Raw genomic sequence first — 16,526 nt, forward strand, 5'->3', positions numbered from 1 at the left:
TGTGACCCAGAGTCGCGCCCGAAGCCGCCAAACGAGGGTTCCACCTGCTCAGGCGGTCAGTTATTGCCTAAACCGATCGGTTACCCCGCCGGATGTGGCCGCACTAGGTGGATGAGGTCGTGCACGGTGGCGTCGGCCAAGCGGTAACGGACCACGCGGCCGGTGCGGTGCGCGGTGACGAGACCGTGTGCGCGAAGCAGTCGCAGCGCCTGCGAGACAGCCGAGTCGGTCATGCCCGCGGTGACCGCGAGATCCGAAACGGAGATCTCCTTGGCGTAGTGGATGCACACCAGCAGGGTGAGCCGGGACGGATCCGCGACAAGAGAGAAGCGCCGAGCCCATTCTTCGACGACACCGCGGTCGCCGAGGCCGGCGAGTGCCGCGTCGACCTGCTCGGGGTCGATCAGCCGCCGCTCGGTGTTCACCGCTGAATGATAGCGACGACGTGCTCCGCCGCCCGGTTCAGCGCGTCGGGGGAGCGGTGGATCCGGCTCAGCAGCAGCGCGCCCTCGAGGTTGTTCATGATGGCGATGGCCAGGTCTTCGGGGTCTTCGTGTGACTGAAGGTTTTTCACCAGTAGCTCGTGCCAGGAGGCAAACGCTTGCCTGGCGGCCTCGGTGAGCTTGTCCGACGCGTGCGCCATTTCGAGGGTGATCGTGGCGAGCGGGCAGCCGCCGCGGTAGTCGTCCTCGGCGAGGGACTGCGCGGCCTTGCCGAACCACCAGCGGATCGCGTCTTCGGTCCGTTCGTGCTTCTCGAAGGCGCGTCGCACGGTCTTCTGGACGATCTGTGAGCCGAGCTCGATGGCCGCGACGCCGAGTTCTTCCTTGCCTCCGGGGAAGTGGTGATACGCCGAGCCCCATGGCGTGCCCGCCGCTTCGATGAGCCGCCGCCATGACGTGGCCGGATAGCCCTCGCGGCGGAAGAGCTGCATCGCGGTGGTGACCATGCGGTCGCGGGTTGTGGGGTCTGGCACGTCTACGAGCTTACCCCTTGACTATGACGATCGTCCTAGCCGATCGTTAGGACGATCGTCATAGAGGGAGTCGACATGGCAGTACGCGAGAAGACCATCACCTGGGAAGACCCGCTGGCCACCGCGGAGGCGGGCCGCGAGCTGTCCGGGCTGGAGTACATGACCGGCATCGTCGAGGGCCGGTTCCCGCAGCCGCCGATCGCCGCGCACTTCGGCATGACACTGAAGATCATCGGCCCCGGCGACGTTATCTTCGCCGCGACGCCGGACGAGTCGCTGTACAACCCGATCGGCATGGTCCACGGCGGCGTCGCGGCCACGATGCTCGACTCGGCCATCGGCTGCGCCGTCCACACGACGCTGCCGGCGGGCGTCGGCTACACGTCGGTCGAGCTGAAGGTCAACTTCCTGCGCGCCATCCATGGCCACACCGGCGAGATCCGCGCGCACGGCTGGGTGGTCAAGCCCGGCTCCCGCATCGCCTTCGCCGAGGCCGACCTGCGCGACGCCGACGGCAAGCTGCTCGCGACAGCATCGAGCACCTGCCTGATCATGAAGCCGTGAAGTCGCTCTGGGTCTCCATGGAGACCATTCACGACGTCACCTACTTCGCCCCGGAGGCCAGGGCGGCGCACGAGGCGGTGGGGTTGCGCGGTTTCTGGCGCGGGTATGTGGCCATGCGCGCGGCGCCGATGGGGGCGGCTCCGCTCGGCCTGGTGAGCGCGGTGTTCTACAACTTCTCGCCTGGTTTCCTGGCGCGGTCGTTGCCCGAGGTGTGGTCTATCGCTTCGCCCTCGGCGGCGCTCGAGGCCCGGCTTTCGGGTGCTGTGGCCGTTTTGGGCTCTTTCGAGGTACCGGTGCTCGGGACGTTGCGGTCGCTCGTGTCGGCCGTGGGGTGGGCCGGGCGTCCTTTGGGAGCTGCCAATGCGGCGCTGCCTTGGCCGTCGGATCCGGTAGGTGCCTTGTGGCATGCGTGCACGGTGCTTCGGGAGCATCGGGGCGATGGGCACAATGCCGTCCTGGCAGCCGAGGGGATCGATGGGGTCGAGGCGCACGCGCTGCGCGACGCCGCCGATGGGAGCCGGGCGATGGTGCAGCGCGCGCGGGGCTGGACGGATGAGGAGTGGGACGCGGGTGTCTCGCGTCTTGTCGCGAGAGGGTTGATCGCCTCAGGTGCTTTGACGGCTTCCGGGGTAGCGCTGCGCTCGCACATCGAGGCTCGGACCGATGCGCTCGGCGCTGTTCCGTACGTGTCGATCCCCTTGGGAGACTTGGAAACCCTGGAGTCGTTCCTGCGTCCGATCGCCCGGCGCCTGGTTCCCTCGGTGATTCCCTACCCCAACCCTGTCGGTGCCCCCGCACCCTGAAAACCCGAATGCGTCGTTCGGTCCCGGGCACGGACCGAAGGACGCATTGGGGCTTTTTCAGGTCAGGCGGGTGGGCGGACGCGCCGGGTGCGGATGGCGTCGGGGGAGCCATAGCGGGTGATGATCGAGGTCAGGAGCGTGCGGGCCGCGGCGATACGGGTCTCGCCGAAGGCCTTGGTCAGCTCGGCTTCGAGGACGGCCCGGTGTACGCGGGCCGCCTCGACCGAGGCTTGGCCATGCGGGGTCAGGTGGAGCAGTTTGGTCCGGGCATCCTCTGGGGCGGGGCGGCGGACGAGGAGGCCGCGGCGTTCCAGGTCGGCCACCGCCTTCGAGGCCGCCTGCTGGGTCACGCCCATCCGCGAGGCCAGAGCCGTGATCGAGAGCGGCCCGGCGAGGACGTGCTGGAAGACCACGCCGTCGTTGAAGCGGAGTTCGGTGAAGCCGTCGGCCGCGAGGCGGCGCTGGACTTCGTCGGTCAACGCCCAGCCGGCGAACAGCGAGACCAGAGACAAGTCGAGATCTGACGGGGTAGCATCCACAACCATGGTTGTGAATCCTAGCGCAGAACTGCTCGACGACTTCGTGCGTGTCGCGCACCGGATCGTGTGGTGCACGCTGGTCACCGTCGACCGGCGGGGGCGGCCGCGGTCGCGGGTGGTGCATCCGTATTGGGAGCGCGAAGGCGATCAGGTCACCGGGTGGGTGTTCAGCAGGCCGACGCCACTCAAGCTGGCGCATCTCGCGAATCACCCGTACGTGTCATGTTCGTATTGGGATCCGGCGCACGAGATCGCCGTCGCCGAATGCGATGCCGAGTGGGCGCCGTCGGACAAAGACAGGGTCCGCGCGCTCTTCGCCAATGCCGAACCGCCACTCGGGTACGACGCCGGCATGCTCGGACCCGAGGACAGTTACAGCGTGCTCAAGCTCACCCCTTGGCGGCTCAGCACCGCGAAGCATTCGTGGCAAAAAGAGGCTTAACCCGCTCTGCGCTCGAACACGATCTCTTCAGCCGCGCGGAGACCGACCGCGATCGCGCCCGCCACCACGGCGTCGTCGCCGAGTTCACCTTGGACAATGGTCGGGACCAATGGGGTGAACGTGTGCAGTGCGCGGTCCATCGGCTCGCGCAGGAGATCGGCGTTGGTGCTCATGCCTCCGCTGAGTACCACCAGTTCCGGGTCGATGACCGCGGCGATGGACGCGACCGTGTAGGCCAACCGGTCGGCTTCGGCTTCGACCGCGCGCTGGGCCAGTTCGTCACCCTCACGGGCCAATCGGAAAACCTCGCGCGCGGATTTCGCCGTGCCCAGGCCGAGTTCGCGTGCCCCGCGCACCACCGACTGCGCCGCCGTCGCCTCTTCGAGGTGACCACGTGCGGGTGGTTCGGCGGTGACGTCGGCGTTCGCGCGCATCTGACCGTAAGGCAGGTAACCGATTTCCCCGGCCGCGCCGGTGGCGCCGCGGAAGACTTCGCCGTGCACCATCAATCCCATGCCGACACCGGTGCCGACGGTGATGGCGGCGAACACGTCGACGCCGCGCGCGGCGCCCTGCTCCCACTCGCCGACCGCGGTGAGGTTCGCGTCGTTTTCGATCACGAGATCGGGGCCGACGGCGGCTTCGAGTTCCGTGAGCAGTCCGGCCTTGCCCCAGCCGGGCAGGTTCGGCGCATGCCGGAAACAGCGGCGGTGCGGGTCGGCGACGCCGGGGCTGCCGAGCACCCTGGACACGATGTCGTCCTGGCGCAGGCCCGCGACCTGCACCGTTTCCTCCGCGAGCCGCCCGACGGCGGCGACCAGCGCCACCCCGGAGCGTGCGGTGTTGCGCTCGTCGCGCCTGGCGACGACCGTGCCGCCGAGGTCCGCGACGGCGACCCGGATGTGCTCACGGCCGATGTCGATGCCCAGCACGTAGCCCGCGGTCGGGTCGGCTTCGTACAGCACCGCCGAACGGCCGGTGCCGGTGGAGGTGTGCCCGGTGGCGCGCGCGAGGCCCGCCGCCTCCAGCGCCAGTAACGCCTGGCTCACCGTGGGTTTCGACAGCCCGGTGTCCTTCGCGACCTGCGGCCGCGTTGACGGACCGTTGCGGCGCAACAGATCCAGCACCGCACGCTGATTGATCTTGCGCATCCCCGCGGGGGTGCCCACCGGCGGGGTTTCGACGCCAACCACCCAAGCCCCCTCTCTACTCGACTCTCCCTGGCTCAACCCTTACAAACTATCCGCAGCGGGTGAGCAGTGGGTAAGAACGTTTACAAAATCCACGCATTTAGTGAGCAACGAAATACTACGGTGTCCTTCCTGGTTGATCCGGTCATGAACACAGCAGTGCGTGGCCGAGTTCGGGTAGAGCACGGGACCAAACGGGTACGGGTGGTTTTCGGCGGGCGTGTTGTCGCCGATAGCACCCGCCCGCTGATGGTCTGGGAAGTTCCCTATTTCCCGGCATATTACTTCCCCCTTGAGGACGTCTCCGGGGAAGTCCTGATCCGTGGGAATCTCACGAAACATTCCCCGAGCAGGGGCGACGCGGCGCTCGCGTCCGTGCGCGTCGGTGAGCGGGAAGCTGTTGACGCGGCGCAGATCTACGACACGTCCCCGATCGAAGAGCTGACGGGGCATGTCCGTTTCGAGTTCGACGCGATGGACGCGTGGTTCGAAGAAGACGAGGAGATTTTCGTCCATCCCCGCGACCCCGGTGTGCGGGTGGACATCCTCGCCAGTTCGCGGCACGTGCGGATCGAGGTCGGCGGGGTCACCGTCGCCGACTCCGTCCGCCCGCGCCTGCTGTTCGAGACCGGGCTCCCCACCCGGTACTACCTGCCCAAGACCGACGTCCGGCTCGATCTGCTGGAGCCGAGCGACACCGTGACCCACTGCCCGTACAAGGGAACGGCCGGCTATCACTCGGTCCGGATCGGCGACGAGCTGCACAAGGACTTGGTCTGGGGCTACGACACGCCGCTGCCGGAGAGCCAGAAGATCATCGGGCTCGTGTCGTTCCTCAACGAAAAGGTCGACGTTTATGTCGACGGGGTGCTGCAGGATCGGCCGAAGAGCAAGTTCGGCTAAGCCTCAGGGATCCAGTTGCCGTGGAACCCGGCCGGCACCCGCTGTGGCAGGTGGACGGTGGCGACCGGCGGACCGCTCAGGTCCGTCGGGTCGACGATGGCCAGGTCGCTGCCGTCCCTCGCCGCGTCGTAGACGTAGGTCATCAGCCAGCCCGCTTCACCGTCGCCTGACGGCACGAACACGGCCTCGCCAGGGGTACGGCCCTTGCCGAAGTCGTAGGTCTCGACCGTGCCGCGGTGCAGGTCGAACCGGCGCAGTGTGGTCGGCGCCTCGGCGCCGGGACCGTTCGTGCCGGTCGCGTGCCCGAAACGCGAGTCGAGGCCGGCGAGCCGGTCGTCGACACGCGGGAACTCGCACGGCCCGTCGTCGACCTGCTCCTCGTGCACCGAACCGGTGGTGAGATCGATGGTCCAGCGCCAGAGCAGGGGAGCGGTGTCCGGATAGCCCTTGTGCCATGTGCGTTCCTGCCGGATCACGTACAGCACGATTCGGTCGCCCGATTCATGCGCGTTGAGTGCGTGGAACACGTAGCACGGATTGATCGTGAACCAGCGCACCGCGCCGGTCGGATCGTCTCGGCGGAGCACGCCGAGGCGGGCGCCGTAGTGATCGTCCCAGCGGTAAGGCATCTCGCCGGTACCTGCCAGCGCGCGGTCGAACACCAGCGGCAGGTCCATGAAGACCACATGGTTCGCCGTGAGGTTGAAGTCGTGCATCATCGTCGGCGCGGGGACCTCGATGGGCTGCGACACGACGAGGTCCCCCTCCGCGTCGGCCCGGTGATAGGTCAGGTACGGCGGCCGCGTGTCGTAGCCGAAGAAGTGGAGCTCCCCGGTGATGGGGCAGATCTTCGGGTGCGCGGTCATCGGCGTCCGCAGCCTGCCGCCGAAGTCGTACGCGCCGACTGTCTCCAGGTCGTTCGAGACCTCGTAGGGCAGTGACACCTCGACCAGCGCGAGCGTGCGGCCCGCGTGGTTGACGATGTGCGTGTTCGCGTTGGCGACGCGCAGGTCTCGGCTGCCGTCCACGCGGTAGAGGGTTCGGTTCGGGTCGAGGAAGCTCTCGGTCTGGACCCAGCGGTTGCGGTACCAGGCGGCGCGGCCGTTCTCCAGCCGGACGCCGTGCAGCATGCCGTCGCCGATGAACCAGTGCTTGTTCTCGTCGCGCGGGTTCGGGCCGTTGCGCAGGTACCAGCCGGTGAGCTCCGGCGGGATCGCGCCGGTCACCTCGAGGTCGTACGCGGTCAGCTCGTCGTGCACCGGGGCGTAGTTGCCTGTGCGGTGGAAGGTGGTGGTGGCCATCTCCGGTCAGTTCCTCACTGTGCGGTGTGGACGGTCGCCCTGGCGCGGACGATCTTCGGGTAGCGGATGGTGAACACGATCGGCACGGCGAACCCGAGCACCTTGATCGTGATGAGCGCGACGGTGGCGTGCGGCGCGAAGGCCAGCAGCACGGCGCCGGCGATCGCGTGGACGGTGAAGCTCGCGGCCCAGACGGCGGTGATGATCACGTTGGTGCGGCGGAAAACCGGGTTGTCCCAGAGTTCGCGGGGGACCATCGTGCGGGCGATGCCGAGCGTGAACGGCTTCTTGATCGCGATCGAGAGCCAGGCGGTCAGCGCCAGCCAGGCCGACGACAGCGGGTCCACCTGGTCGCGGACCGCGGAATCGGGGAAGGCGAAGGCGAATCCGGCGAGCAGCACGAAGAATCCCAGTGCGCTCAGCTCGATGACCACGCTGTCCCATGCCCGCCCGTTCCGGCGCTCCCAGATCAGGACGCCCGCCGAGAGCACGACACCGGCGAGCCCGGAGTAGCGCCAGTCGAACTGCGTCGCGATCACCGCGAAGACGATCCAAGGGAGAAAGCTGCGCAGGTAGTTCATGGCCCCATCCTTCAACGTTCCAACTTTGACATGTCGAAGTTAGAGGGTCAGTTCGGCACATGTCAATAGTGGAAGGTAGAGTGTCCGATATGAGCCTTCGTCACGCTGTGCTCGGCCTGCTCGCCCAGCAGCCGGGAAGTGGTTATGACCTGCTGAAACGCTTCGAGGAGCGGTTCACCTACGTGTGGCCGGCGACGCAGAGTCAGCTCTACGGCGAGCTCGGGAAGATGGAGAAAGCGGGCCTGGTGCGGGTCGCGGCCGAGGGGCCACGCGGGCGCAAGGAGTACGAGGTCACCCCGGAGGGGCATGCCGACCTCCGGCACTGGCTCGTCGAAGTGGTCCCCGAAGGCACCAAGCGCGATGACCGCCTGCTGCGGGTGTTCTTCCTCAGTGTCCTGCCGCCGGATGAGGCGAAGGCCTACCTTCAGAAGAACCTGGAGGTCTTCCAGGAGCGGCTCGAAGCGCTCCGTGAGATCGAGCGGGTGACCGAATGGGGTCCCGGCCCTGGCGCGAGGTACGGCCGGATGTCACTCGAGTTCGGCCTGCGGCAGCTGACCATGTTGTGCGACTGGGCGGAATGGTCGCTCAAGCAGTTCGGCTAGCCGGCCGTTTGAACCGCGACCGCTGCCGTTCGTGCTCCGGCAGCTCGGTTCCCGTGCCGGTGCTGACGGTTTCGTCGTCGTCCGCGTCTTCGGTCGCGGCCGGGTTCGGGTCGTGCGAGCGATGCTGCCGGTGCACGACGTAGAGCAGGATCAGGCCGAGCACGACGAGCCCATGGGAGAGCAGGCGTCCGGCGGTGACCGCCTGATTGACCAGATCACCTGCCGAAAGCACGCCCAGTACCAGCACGAACCCGGTCAGCACCGGCAGCTGGCCCGCCGCGGTCCTGGTGCGCACGACCGCCCACAGCAGCCCGACGCCGATCGCGAGGTTCCACGCGCTGCTCTCGTGCGAGAGGTGCTCACTGTGTGCCCCGTGCAGGTTGTCGATGCCGAGCAGCTGCGCGAATGACAGCGTCAGCTGGGCGACGGCGACCACTCCGAGCGCGATCCGGGCAGGCCAGCGCTCGGCGCTCGGCGCCGGCGTGCGTTCGAGGATCAGCTCGGTGAGATCGGGGACCGGGGGTGCGGCGTGCAGCAGCATCGACCGGTGCAGGCGCCGGGCGCGGGCGTGCCATTCCGAGCACGCCGGACAGCCGGCCAGATGCTGATCGACATCGCCACTCGGCTCCGCTTCGCCGTCGAGGCGGGCGGAGAGCGCTTCCCGGCACAACTCACACGTCACGGGTCAATAGTCGCCGAGTGGGTCAAGGTAGTTCCCGGTTTACACGGACTCCGGAAATGTGGCCCGGCACACATTCGCCGGTGCTGGGTGTCACCTCGTGACAGAGATACATCGACACGACTACGGAACGTTGACTGCGCCGAATGCCGTGCCTAGCGTGGCTGGTCCCCCGACACTGCCGAAAGGGATGTGATGTCCCAACCCACCACGGATCGGCGCCGGTTCCTGACCTTCCTGGTCGCCGCGCCCACGCTCACGCTCGCCACGAAGATCACCGCCGACGCCGTCTCGCCCGACGCGGCCGAAGCCGTCATCCCGACGCTGCCCGGTCCCGCCGAAATCCTCGACCTCGGCGACGTCTTGACGTTGTCGTGCGCGCCGACGGCCAACATGCTCGTGCTCGGCGTCTCCGCCGAGGGCAAGGTCCGCCTCGAACTGCCGCGCGCCGAGGTCGGCCAGGGCATCACCACCGCCACCGCGATGCTCGTCGCCGAGGAGATGGACCTGCCGCTGGAGCAGGTCGAGGTGGTGCTGTCCGACGCCAGGCCGGAGCTGCTGTTCAACCAGCTCACCGGTGGGTCGAACACGATCCGCTCGGTGTACGGGCCGGTGCGGGCCGCCGCCGCGTCCGCGCGCGCCAGGATGGTCGCCGCCGCCGCGAAGCAGTGGAACGCCGACGCCGCCCGGCTGTCCACAAGGGATGGTGCGGTGTACGCGCCGGATGGGCGGAAGTCGACCTATGGCGCGCTTTCCGCGCTCGCGGCGCGCACGGACCTGACCGCGAACGCGACCTTGAAGCGCGAGGCCGACTTCACGCTTGTCGGCACGCCGACCTCGCGCAAGGACGCGCGGGCCATGGTGACCGGGCAGCTGCAGTACACACTCGACCTCGATGTGCCCGACGCGATGCCGGTGATGGTCCGGCGCCCGCCGAGCATCAACGGCACGGTCGAGAAGGTCAACAACGAGGCCGCCGTCCGCGCGATGCCCGGCATCATCGATCTCGCGGTGGTGCCGACCGGGGTCGCGGTGATGGCCGAGACGTTCGGGCAGGCGCTCGACGGCAAGGAAGCACTCGACGTCACCTGGAACCCCGGCACGGTCGATGGCGAGAACAACGACACCATCAAGAAGAAGCTGCGCGCGGCGGCGCTGCCGTTCGTCGTCCCGCCACTGCTCACGCAGTACGTCGACGCCGAGTTCGACTTCGCGTTCGTCAGCCACGCGCCGCTGGAGTCGAACTCCGCGGTCGCCGACGTCCGCGACGACCACGCGACCATCTGGGCGGGCCTGAAGTCGCCGATCCTGGCGAAGCAGAGCATCGCGCAGGCGATCGGGTTGCCGGAGAACAAGGTCACCGTGCACGTCCAGCAGGGTGGCGGGTCGTTCGGCCGCAGGCTGTTCTTCGACGCGGCGCTGGAAGCCGCGCAGATCTCGAAGGCGATGAAGAAGCCGGTCCGGCTGATGTGGAGCCGCATCGACGACATGCGGCACGGCCGCGCCCGCGCCGCGAGTCACCACAAGATCCGCGCGACCTTCGCGCTCGGGCAGGTGCTGACGTTCGAACACCGCGTCGCCAGCATCGAGACCGACTGGGGGCACGGGCTCGGCGAGATCCTCACCGCGTTCGCGGCGAAGCTGCCGGTCGGCGGGAACCTGAGCTTCGCGCAGACCGTGTTCCTGCTGACCATCAAGTCGCCGTACAACTTCGGCGTCACCACGCAGCTGCTCAACGAGGTGCCGCTGAAGTTCCACACCGGCGCGTGGCGGTCGGTGTATTCGGCGAACACCCGTGGCGCGGAAGAGATCATGGTCGACGAGATCGCCGCGAAGCTCGGCAAGGACCCGGTTGCCTTCCGCAAGGAGTTCATCAAGGTCGACCGTCAGCGCAAGGTGCTCGAGAAGGTCGCCGAACTCGGCGAATGGGGCAAGGCGATGCCGAAGGGCTTCGCGCAGGGCGTCGCCGTGCACGGCGAGTACAAGTCGTACACCGCGTGCCTGGTCGAAATCGACGCGCGTGACCCGAAGAAGCCTCGCGTCACCAAGGCGACCATCGCGGTCGACGTCGGAAGGCCGGTCAACCCGCGCGGGCTGCAGTCGCAGATGCTCGGCGGGCTCACCGACGCGATCTCGACGACGCTCACCGCGGGGCTGCACATCGACAAGGGCTTGCCGCTGGAAGGCAGCTACTCACAGTTCCACTACGCGCGGCAGAAGAACTCGCCGCCGCAGGTCGAGGTGTTCGTCATGCCCGCCACCGGCGACGAGCCGGGCGGCGCGGGCGAGCTGGGCCTGCCGGCTCCGGTCGGCGCGATCGCCAACGCGTACGCGCGCGCGACCGGCATCAAGCCGCGTAGCTTCCCGATCAACTTCCCGGTCGACTTCGAACCGTTCCCGCGCTGAGGAGTTTCACTTGCCTACCTACACCTTCTCCGTGAACGGAAAGCCCGTCACCGTCGACGCGCCCGCCGACCTGCCGCTGCTGTGGGCGTTGCGTGACAAGCTCAAGGTCCGCGGGCCGAAGTACGGCTGCGGCATCAACGTCTGCAAGGCGTGCACCAGTCATCTGGACGGCGCCGCCATCAATCCTTGCGTGGTCCCGGTTTCCGAGGCCGAGGGCAAGGAGGTCACGACGATCGAGGGACTCGCGGACGGCGACGTGCTGCACCCGGTCCAGGAAGCCTGGCTGGAGCAGGATGTCGCGCAGTGCGGGTACTGCCAGCCGGGCCAGATCATGGCGGCGGTCGCGTTGCTGAAGCAGACCAAGAACCCCACGGACGCGCAGATCGACGCGATCGAGAACGTCTGCCGCTGTGGTTCGTACTTCCGGATCAGGGAGGCGATCAAGAGCGCGGCCGCCAAGATGCGGTAGCACCTGCGGTTCGGCCGGGCAGGCTAACGCCGCATACGCGGAGCGGCGTAGGCTGTTCGGCCGAACTGGTGTTAAATATCGACTTCCAGGTACTCAGCGAGGAGGACCGAGGAAGCCATGCATTACGTCGACATCGCTCCCGAGGTCGCGGAACTGGCCGCCGAGGTGGAAAACCGGCTGCCGGAAATGATCAAGAACACCGTCGAGCAGATCCTCGACGAGATGCCGGTTTACCACGACGCCCAATTCGTCTCTTACGACCAGCTGCACGAGTCGGTGCGGGTCAATCTCGGTTTCGTGATGCGAACGCTCACGGGTTCGGGCTCACCGGACCTTTCGCAGGCGCGCGCGACCGGCCGCGCCCGCGCGCTCCAAGGCGCGCCGCTCCCGGAACTCCTGCGCGCGTACCGGATCGGGCTCACGGAGGTCTGGCACAAGTTCGTCGAGCTGACCGGCGCGCGCCACGATCTCGACGGTCTGGTCGCGGCGACGACCGCGATCTGGGCGCTTGTGGACGACTACGCCGAGGCGTTGACCACGGCCTACCGCGAGGCGACCGCCGAACTGATGCTCACCCAGCAGAACCGTCGCTCGGCTTTGGTGGAGGCGTTGTTCGCCGGCGGCACCGAGGGTTCGCTGTGGGACATCGCGCGGGTGCTGGAACTGTCGCTGGACGGAACGTTCGTCGTGGTCGCCGCGGAAGCGCCGTCAGTCGGCCAGGAACCGTTGCCGCAGATGGAAACCCGGCTGCGCGAGCGGTGTCACGCTTCGGCTTGGCGGCTGACGCCGGATCTGCAGGTGGGTGTCGTTTCGATGCGGGATCCCGAGGCGTCGCAGGTACTGATCGAATTGCTGCGCGAGAATTCTTCGGGGCGGATCGGAGTGAGTCCGGTGTTCACCGGGCTGGCCAATACGGCGCGGGCGTTGCATCTCGCGCGGGTGGCGTTGTCGAGCCTCATGCCGGGGTCCTCGGGGATCGTGCAGTTCAACGAATCGCCGCTGGCCGGACTGGTCGCGAGCGCGCCGGAGGCTTCGGTGCAGCTCGCGCATCACGTGCTGCGGCCGATCTTGGACCTGCCGGGTGATGACCGGAACGTGCTGCTGCTGACGTTGCGCGCGTGGTTCGAGCATCAGGGTTCGACGAAGCTGACGTCCGAGCGGATGTTCTGTCACCCCAACACGATCCGGCACCGGCTGAAGCGGATCACCGAAGAGCTGGGCCGGTCTTTGACGGACCCTGCCGATATCGCTGAGCTTGGGGCGGCTTTGCGTGCGCTGCACATGTTCCCCGAGACGGCGCATCTGCCTTCGCCGGGCCGCCGCTCCTAGGGGTCGTGAGTGTTTTGGCCGGTTAGAACCGGCCGTGCCACTCACGACCCCCAAAGGCGTCCTTCGTCGTGTACACGTCGCCCGTTTGTGGATGGTTGGTTGACACAAGAGGTCACCGTGTCTACCTTGGGTACGCGAGTCGGAGTGGTGTAAGCACGAGGAGGTGCGTCATGACGTCGATCGAGAATGCGGCCCCGGATCAGGTGACCTGGCGGGATGGCAAGCGTTATGCCTGGCTGCTCGGCCTGATCATCCCGACCGCGCCCTTCCTGGCCTGGGGACTCGTGTCCGCCACCGGGCTCGGGCTGTTCTGGTGGGCTGGCCCGATCATCGTCTTCGGCCTCATCCCGCTGATCGACCTGCTGGTCGGCACCGACGCGGAGAACCCGCCCGACAGTCTCATCGACTGGCTAGAGAACGACCGCTACTACCGCTGGGTCACGTACCTCTACCTGCCGATCCAATACGTCTCGCTGGCCGTAGCGTGCTGGCTGTGGACGACGCATCCGATGTCCATTGTGGACAAGATCGGGCTGGCGGTCACGGTCGGGATCGTCGCCGGCATCGGTATCAACACCGCGCATGAGCTGGGGCACAAGAAAGACCAGCTCGAACGGTGGCTGTCGAAGATCGCGCTGGCGCAGTCGGCGTACGGGCACTTCTTCATCGAGCACAACCGCGGGCACCACGTCCGCGTCGCGACTCCGGAAGACCCTGCCAGCTCGCGGTTCGGTGAGACGTTCTGGGGTTTCCTGCCTCGCTCGGTCGCCGGGAGCCTGAAATCCGCATGGGGACTGGAAAAAGCCCGGCTCGCCCGGATGAACAAGAGCCCGTGGACGCTGCGCAACGACGTGCTCAACGCCTGGGCGATGACCTTGGTCCTCTTCGGCGCGCTGGTCGCTTTCTATGGCGTGGAAGTGTTGCCGTACCTGCTGATCCAGGCCGTGTTCGGGTTCTCGCTGCTGGAAGCCGTGAACTACCTGGAGCACTACGGGCTGATGCGGCAGAAGGAGCCGCGCGGGCGTTACGAGCGGCCCGCGCCGCGGCACAGCTGGAACAGCAACAACGTGTGCACCAATGTTTTCCTCTATCACTTGCAGCGGCACAGCGATCACCACGCCAATCCGACCCGGCGTTATCAGGCGCTGCGCCATTTCGAGCAGGCGCCGCAGCTGCCTGCCGGGTACGCGTCGATGATCGTGTTCGCCTACCTGCCGCCGTTGTGGCGGAAAGTGATGGACAAGCGCGTGCTCGCGCATTACGACGGCGACATCACGCTCGCGAACGTCAATCCACGCAACCGCGACAAGATCCTCGCGAGGTACGGGTCGTGAGCAGGTTTCGTTGTCCGGTCTGTGACTACGTCTACGACGAAGCGGCAGGCGCGCCGCGTGAGGGTTTCCCGGCCGGTACCGACTGGGGCGCCGTGCCCGACGACTGGTGCTGCCCGGACTGCGGGGTCAGGGAGAAGATCGATTTCGAGGAGGTCGTGGCATGAAGGTCTACCGCTGTGAGGTCTGCGGGTTCGAGTACGACGAGGCACTCGGCTGGCCGGAGGAGGACATCGCGCCCGGCACGAAGTGGGACGAGATCCCGGACGACTGGTCGTGCCCGGACTGCGGCGCCGCGAAGGCCGACTTCGTGATGGTCGAGGTCGAACGGGCATGAGCGCCCTGATCGTGTCCACCTCGTTGACACGGTCTAGGGGTGCTGACAACGTGGTGGACATGGCACCCCGGGTCCCGTACGCCGAAGCCGCGAAGGTGCTCCTTCGTGACACACTGCTCAACGCCGCGTCCGACCTGCTGCGCGAGAAGTTGTGGCAAGACCTGAAGATGGGTGACATCGCCACCGCGGCCGGGGTCAGCAGGCAGACGCTGTACAAGGAGTTCCGCTCGCGTCAGCTGTTCGCCGAGGCGTACATCCTGCGCGAGACCGAGGTGTTCCTCGCGGCCGTCGAAGAGGCGGTCGTCGCGCATGTCGCCGAACCCCGCGAGGCGCTCGCGGCCGCGCTGGAGGTCTTCTTGACCGCGGCCGCCGAGGAACCGCTGATCAAGGCGATCGTGGCGGGCGACGACAGCGACGGCCTGCTGTCGACGGTCACCAACCACGCCGGCCCGATCCTGCACGGCTCGACCGTCCGGCTGACCGAGATGCTGGTCAAGCAGTGGCCGGACACCGATCACGAGGCGTTGAACCGGATTTCGCGCTACCTCGTCCGGCTCGCCGTCAGTTACGCGGCTTCGCCGGACGGCACGCCAGCCGAGATCGCGCGCGAGACCGTCACCGTGCTCGGGCCCTATCTCGATGAGGTGCTCGGCGGCTAGGTTTGGAACCATGCGCATCCGCATGCTCCTTTCCGCCGTGGTGGCCTTGTCGGTCGTGACCGCCGCGCCCGCGATGGCCGCCGACGACCAGCCGCTGCCCGGGTACACGATCGTCAACCCACCGCTGGCGCCCGCGACGGTGGGCGGCAAGCCCACCCGCGTGTTGCAAGGTGTGCACGGGCACGCCGCGTACGACATCGAGGTGCCGCCCCAGTGGAACGGCAAGCTCGCACTGTGGGCACACGGCTATCGCGGGCAGGGCAAGGTGCTGACCGTCGACCCGCCGGGGTACGGCCTGCGGCAGCGCATGCTCGACCAGGGCTTCGCGTGGGCGGCGTCGTCCTACTACGACAACGGCTATGACGTGAAGGCCGGCGTTACGACGACCCGCGAGCTGGCGTCGTTGTTCGGAAAGCTTGTTAAACGGCCTCGCGAGGTCTACCTCGCCGGAGTGTCCATGGGCGGACACATCATCGGGCGTTCGATGGAGGAGTACCCGGGTTTCTACGCCGGCGCGCTGCCGATGTGCGGTGTGCTCGGTGACCAGGCGCTGTTCGACTTCTTCTACGACTTCAACCTGGTGGCTCAGGATCTTTCCGGGGTGAACGCCTATCCGGTGCCCGCGGACTACCAGACCAACGCGGTGCCGAAGATGGAGCAGACGCTCGGGCTGAACGGGACGCTGACCGACCGCGGCAAGCAGCTGCGGGCGATCACCGTCGAGCGATCCGGCGGGGCACGGCCGGGTGCCGAGGCTTCTTTCGAGCTGTGGAAGCACTTCCTGTTCACGATCGCCGAGGCGCCCACCGGGCAGAGCCTCGCGGAATTCCCGGCGCAGCTGGCGACCAACATCTTCACCCGGTACACCCCGAACACCCCGGTCGACGTCAACCGGACCGTTCGCAGGGTGCCGCCGTCCAACCTGTGGGCCCGGTTCACACCGTCGCTGACCCAGATCCCGCACATCGCGGGAAGGCCGACCGCGCCGGTGCTGAGCCTGCACGGGCTCGGCGACATGTTCGTCCCGTTCTCGATGGAACAGGCCTACCGCGACGACGTCGCGCGGCACGGTCGCTCGGGTTCGCTGGTGCAGCGGGCGATCCGGACGTCGAACCACTGCGAGTTCAGCCCGGCCGAGGCGGGCACGGCCTGGGACGACCTGCTCAAGTGGGTGCAGACCGGCAAGCGTCCGGCAGGCGATGTCGTCAACGACCCGCGCGTGGTTTCGGCGGCCGGGTACGGCTGCAAGTTCACCGACCCCGCGGCGACGGGCGGAACCCGGGGCTTGTTCCCGAAGTGCGCGTGAAGGGCTCGTGAGTGTTGGGGGGGGGGTGGTGGGGCGGGAAGAAGACCAGTACCCGAGGGGGGGGTGTGGCGGGTGGGCTGGTTGTTGGGGGGTTGTGGTGGGGGGGGGT

Annotated in this window: 18 protein-coding genes and 1 pseudogene; 12 read left to right on the top strand and 7 right to left on the bottom strand. The window is 67.5% G+C overall.

All coding sequences use genetic code 11. The features are described from left to right. Positions 1 to 80: 80 nt before the first annotated feature. Together ACFV15_RS00280 and ACFV15_RS00285 are read right to left on the bottom strand one after the other, a co-directional pair. A complete protein-coding gene (locus ACFV15_RS00280; RefSeq protein ID WP_378347931.1) occupies positions 81 to 425 on the bottom strand; it encodes an ArsR/SmtB family transcription factor in 345 nt (114 codons plus the stop codon). After that, the gene (locus ACFV15_RS00285; RefSeq protein WP_378347932.1) at positions 422 to 976 is read right to left on the bottom strand and encodes a TetR/AcrR family transcriptional regulator; all 555 of its coding nucleotides are present in this window, start codon (positions 974 to 976) and stop codon (positions 422 to 424) included. Before ACFV15_RS00285 ends, ACFV15_RS00280 begins: the two co-directional genes overlap by 4 nt. Before the next feature lie 75 nt (positions 977 to 1,051). Here ACFV15_RS00285 and ACFV15_RS00290 point away from each other — a divergent pair, with 75 nt between their 5' ends. Together ACFV15_RS00290 and ACFV15_RS00295 are read left to right on the top strand one after the other, a co-directional pair. Then, positions 1,052 to 1,540, top strand: coding sequence for a PaaI family thioesterase (locus ACFV15_RS00290; RefSeq protein ID WP_378347933.1), 489 nt, complete (start codon positions 1,052 to 1,054; stop codon positions 1,538 to 1,540). After that, positions 1,537 to 2,343 carry a hypothetical protein gene (locus tag ACFV15_RS00295; protein ID WP_378347934.1) on the top strand — a complete coding sequence of 269 codons (807 nt, stop codon included), beginning with the start codon at positions 1,537 to 1,539 and terminating at the stop codon, positions 2,341 to 2,343. The genes ACFV15_RS00290 and ACFV15_RS00295 overlap by 4 nt, the downstream gene beginning before the upstream one ends. Positions 2,344 to 2,405: 62 nt before the next feature. Here the strand turns inward: ACFV15_RS00295 and ACFV15_RS00300 are convergent, their stop codons facing one another. Beyond that, the gene (locus ACFV15_RS00300; RefSeq protein WP_378347935.1) at positions 2,406 to 2,888 is read right to left on the bottom strand and encodes a MarR family winged helix-turn-helix transcriptional regulator; all 483 of its coding nucleotides are present in this window, start codon (positions 2,886 to 2,888) and stop codon (positions 2,406 to 2,408) included. Between ACFV15_RS00300 and ACFV15_RS00305 the strand changes: the two genes are divergently transcribed. Further along, positions 2,887 to 3,324, top strand: coding sequence for a pyridoxamine 5'-phosphate oxidase family protein (locus ACFV15_RS00305; protein WP_378347936.1), 438 nt, complete (start codon positions 2,887 to 2,889; stop codon positions 3,322 to 3,324). The two genes, ACFV15_RS00300 and ACFV15_RS00305, sit on opposite strands and share 2 nt — an antisense overlap. Here ACFV15_RS00305 and ACFV15_RS00310 read toward each other — a convergent pair. Continuing rightward, positions 3,321 to 4,517 carry an ROK family protein gene (locus tag ACFV15_RS00310; protein ID WP_378347937.1) on the bottom strand — a complete coding sequence of 399 codons (1,197 nt, stop codon included), beginning with the start codon at positions 4,515 to 4,517 and terminating at the stop codon, positions 3,321 to 3,323. The genes ACFV15_RS00305 and ACFV15_RS00310 overlap by 4 nt on opposite strands. 144 nt (positions 4,518 to 4,661) lie before the next feature. Between ACFV15_RS00310 and ACFV15_RS00315 the strand changes: the two genes are divergently transcribed. Further along, positions 4,662 to 5,417: a DUF427 domain-containing protein gene (locus ACFV15_RS00315; RefSeq protein ID WP_378347938.1), complete on the top strand. Its 756-nt coding sequence runs from the start codon at positions 4,662 to 4,664 to the stop codon at positions 5,415 to 5,417. Here the strand turns inward: ACFV15_RS00315 and ACFV15_RS00320 are convergent. Together ACFV15_RS00320 and ACFV15_RS00325 are read right to left on the bottom strand one after the other, a co-directional pair. After that, positions 5,414 to 6,718: a carotenoid oxygenase family protein gene (locus ACFV15_RS00320; RefSeq protein WP_378347939.1), complete on the bottom strand. Its 1,305-nt coding sequence runs from the start codon at positions 6,716 to 6,718 to the stop codon at positions 5,414 to 5,416. The two genes, ACFV15_RS00315 and ACFV15_RS00320, sit on opposite strands and share 4 nt — an antisense overlap. A gap of 14 nt (positions 6,719 to 6,732) precedes the next feature. Continuing rightward, complete coding sequence (locus ACFV15_RS00325) at positions 6,733 to 7,299, bottom strand: hypothetical protein (RefSeq protein WP_378347940.1); 567 nt, start codon at positions 7,297 to 7,299, stop codon at positions 6,733 to 6,735. 89 nt (positions 7,300 to 7,388) lie between these two features. On the opposite strand from ACFV15_RS00325, the gene ACFV15_RS00330 reads away from it, so the two are divergent. After that, on the top strand, positions 7,389 to 7,901 hold the full coding sequence (locus ACFV15_RS00330) for a PadR family transcriptional regulator (RefSeq protein WP_378347941.1): 513 nt from the start codon (positions 7,389 to 7,391) through the stop codon (positions 7,899 to 7,901). Here the strand turns inward: ACFV15_RS00330 and ACFV15_RS00335 are convergent. Continuing rightward, positions 7,885 to 8,583: a zf-HC2 domain-containing protein gene (locus ACFV15_RS00335; RefSeq protein ID WP_378347942.1), complete on the bottom strand. Its 699-nt coding sequence runs from the start codon at positions 8,581 to 8,583 to the stop codon at positions 7,885 to 7,887. The genes ACFV15_RS00330 and ACFV15_RS00335 overlap by 17 nt on opposite strands. A gap of 192 nt (positions 8,584 to 8,775) precedes the next feature. Here ACFV15_RS00335 and ACFV15_RS00340 point away from each other — a divergent pair, with 192 nt between their 5' ends. From ACFV15_RS00340 to ACFV15_RS00370, 7 genes and pseudogenes are all read left to right on the top strand, one after another. Further along, a complete protein-coding gene (locus ACFV15_RS00340) occupies positions 8,776 to 10,986 on the top strand; it encodes a molybdopterin cofactor-binding domain-containing protein (RefSeq protein WP_378347943.1) in 2,211 nt (736 codons plus the stop codon). 10 nt (positions 10,987 to 10,996) lie between these two features. Further along, the gene (locus tag ACFV15_RS00345) at positions 10,997 to 11,455 is read left to right on the top strand and encodes a (2Fe-2S)-binding protein (protein WP_091290703.1); all 459 of its coding nucleotides are present in this window, start codon (positions 10,997 to 10,999) and stop codon (positions 11,453 to 11,455) included. Positions 11,456 to 11,572: 117 nt separating this feature from the next. Beyond that, complete coding sequence (locus ACFV15_RS00350) at positions 11,573 to 12,784, top strand: PucR family transcriptional regulator (RefSeq protein ID WP_378347944.1); 1,212 nt, start codon at positions 11,573 to 11,575, stop codon at positions 12,782 to 12,784. A 170-nt stretch (positions 12,785 to 12,954) separates the two neighbouring features. Further along, a pseudogene (locus tag ACFV15_RS00355) lies at positions 12,955 to 14,282 on the top strand (fatty acid desaturase). Continuing rightward, a complete protein-coding gene (locus ACFV15_RS00360; RefSeq protein WP_378347945.1) occupies positions 14,279 to 14,452 on the top strand; it encodes a rubredoxin in 174 nt (57 codons plus the stop codon). Before ACFV15_RS00355 ends, ACFV15_RS00360 begins: the two are co-directional and overlap by 4 nt. A 59-nt stretch (positions 14,453 to 14,511) precedes the next feature. Continuing rightward, positions 14,512 to 15,111 carry a TetR/AcrR family transcriptional regulator gene (locus tag ACFV15_RS00365; protein ID WP_378347946.1) on the top strand — a complete coding sequence of 200 codons (600 nt, stop codon included), beginning with the start codon at positions 14,512 to 14,514 and terminating at the stop codon, positions 15,109 to 15,111. A 10-nt stretch (positions 15,112 to 15,121) separates the two neighbouring features. Next, positions 15,122 to 16,417, top strand: coding sequence for a hypothetical protein (locus ACFV15_RS00370; RefSeq protein WP_378347947.1), 1,296 nt, complete (start codon positions 15,122 to 15,124; stop codon positions 16,415 to 16,417). Positions 16,418 to 16,526: the final 109 nt, after the last annotated feature.

Origin of the sequence: Amycolatopsis sp. NPDC059657 (assembly GCF_042734395.1) — a bacterium.
In the GTDB taxonomy this organism is placed as follows: Bacteria; Actinomycetota; Actinomycetes; order Mycobacteriales; family Pseudonocardiaceae; genus Amycolatopsis.

Coding starts and splice junctions, on each gene's coding strand:
- ACFV15_RS00350 (WP_378347944.1), top strand. CDS start 11,573: ATGCATTACGTCGACATCGCTCCCGAGGTCGCGGAACTGGCCGCCGAG.
- ACFV15_RS00340 (WP_378347943.1), top strand. CDS start 8,776: ATGTCCCAACCCACCACGGATCGGCGCCGGTTCCTGACCTTCCTGGTC.
- ACFV15_RS00330 (WP_378347941.1), top strand. CDS start 7,389: ATGAGCCTTCGTCACGCTGTGCTCGGCCTGCTCGCCCAGCAGCCGGGA.
- ACFV15_RS00360 (WP_378347945.1), top strand. CDS start 14,279: ATGAAGGTCTACCGCTGTGAGGTCTGCGGGTTCGAGTACGACGAGGCA.
- ACFV15_RS00300 (WP_378347935.1), bottom strand. CDS start 2,888: ATGGTTGTGGATGCTACCCCGTCAGATCTCGACTTGTCTCTGGTCTCG.
- ACFV15_RS00290 (WP_378347933.1), top strand. CDS start 1,052: ATGGCAGTACGCGAGAAGACCATCACCTGGGAAGACCCGCTGGCCACC.
- ACFV15_RS00320 (WP_378347939.1), bottom strand. CDS start 6,718: ATGGCCACCACCACCTTCCACCGCACAGGCAACTACGCCCCGGTGCAC.
- ACFV15_RS00305 (WP_378347936.1), top strand. CDS start 2,887: ATGGTTGTGAATCCTAGCGCAGAACTGCTCGACGACTTCGTGCGTGTC.
- ACFV15_RS00365 (WP_378347946.1), top strand. CDS start 14,512: ATGGCACCCCGGGTCCCGTACGCCGAAGCCGCGAAGGTGCTCCTTCGT.
- ACFV15_RS00325 (WP_378347940.1), bottom strand. CDS start 7,299: ATGAACTACCTGCGCAGCTTTCTCCCTTGGATCGTCTTCGCGGTGATC.
- ACFV15_RS00370 (WP_378347947.1), top strand. CDS start 15,122: ATGCGCATCCGCATGCTCCTTTCCGCCGTGGTGGCCTTGTCGGTCGTG.
- ACFV15_RS00315 (WP_378347938.1), top strand. CDS start 4,662: ATGAACACAGCAGTGCGTGGCCGAGTTCGGGTAGAGCACGGGACCAAA.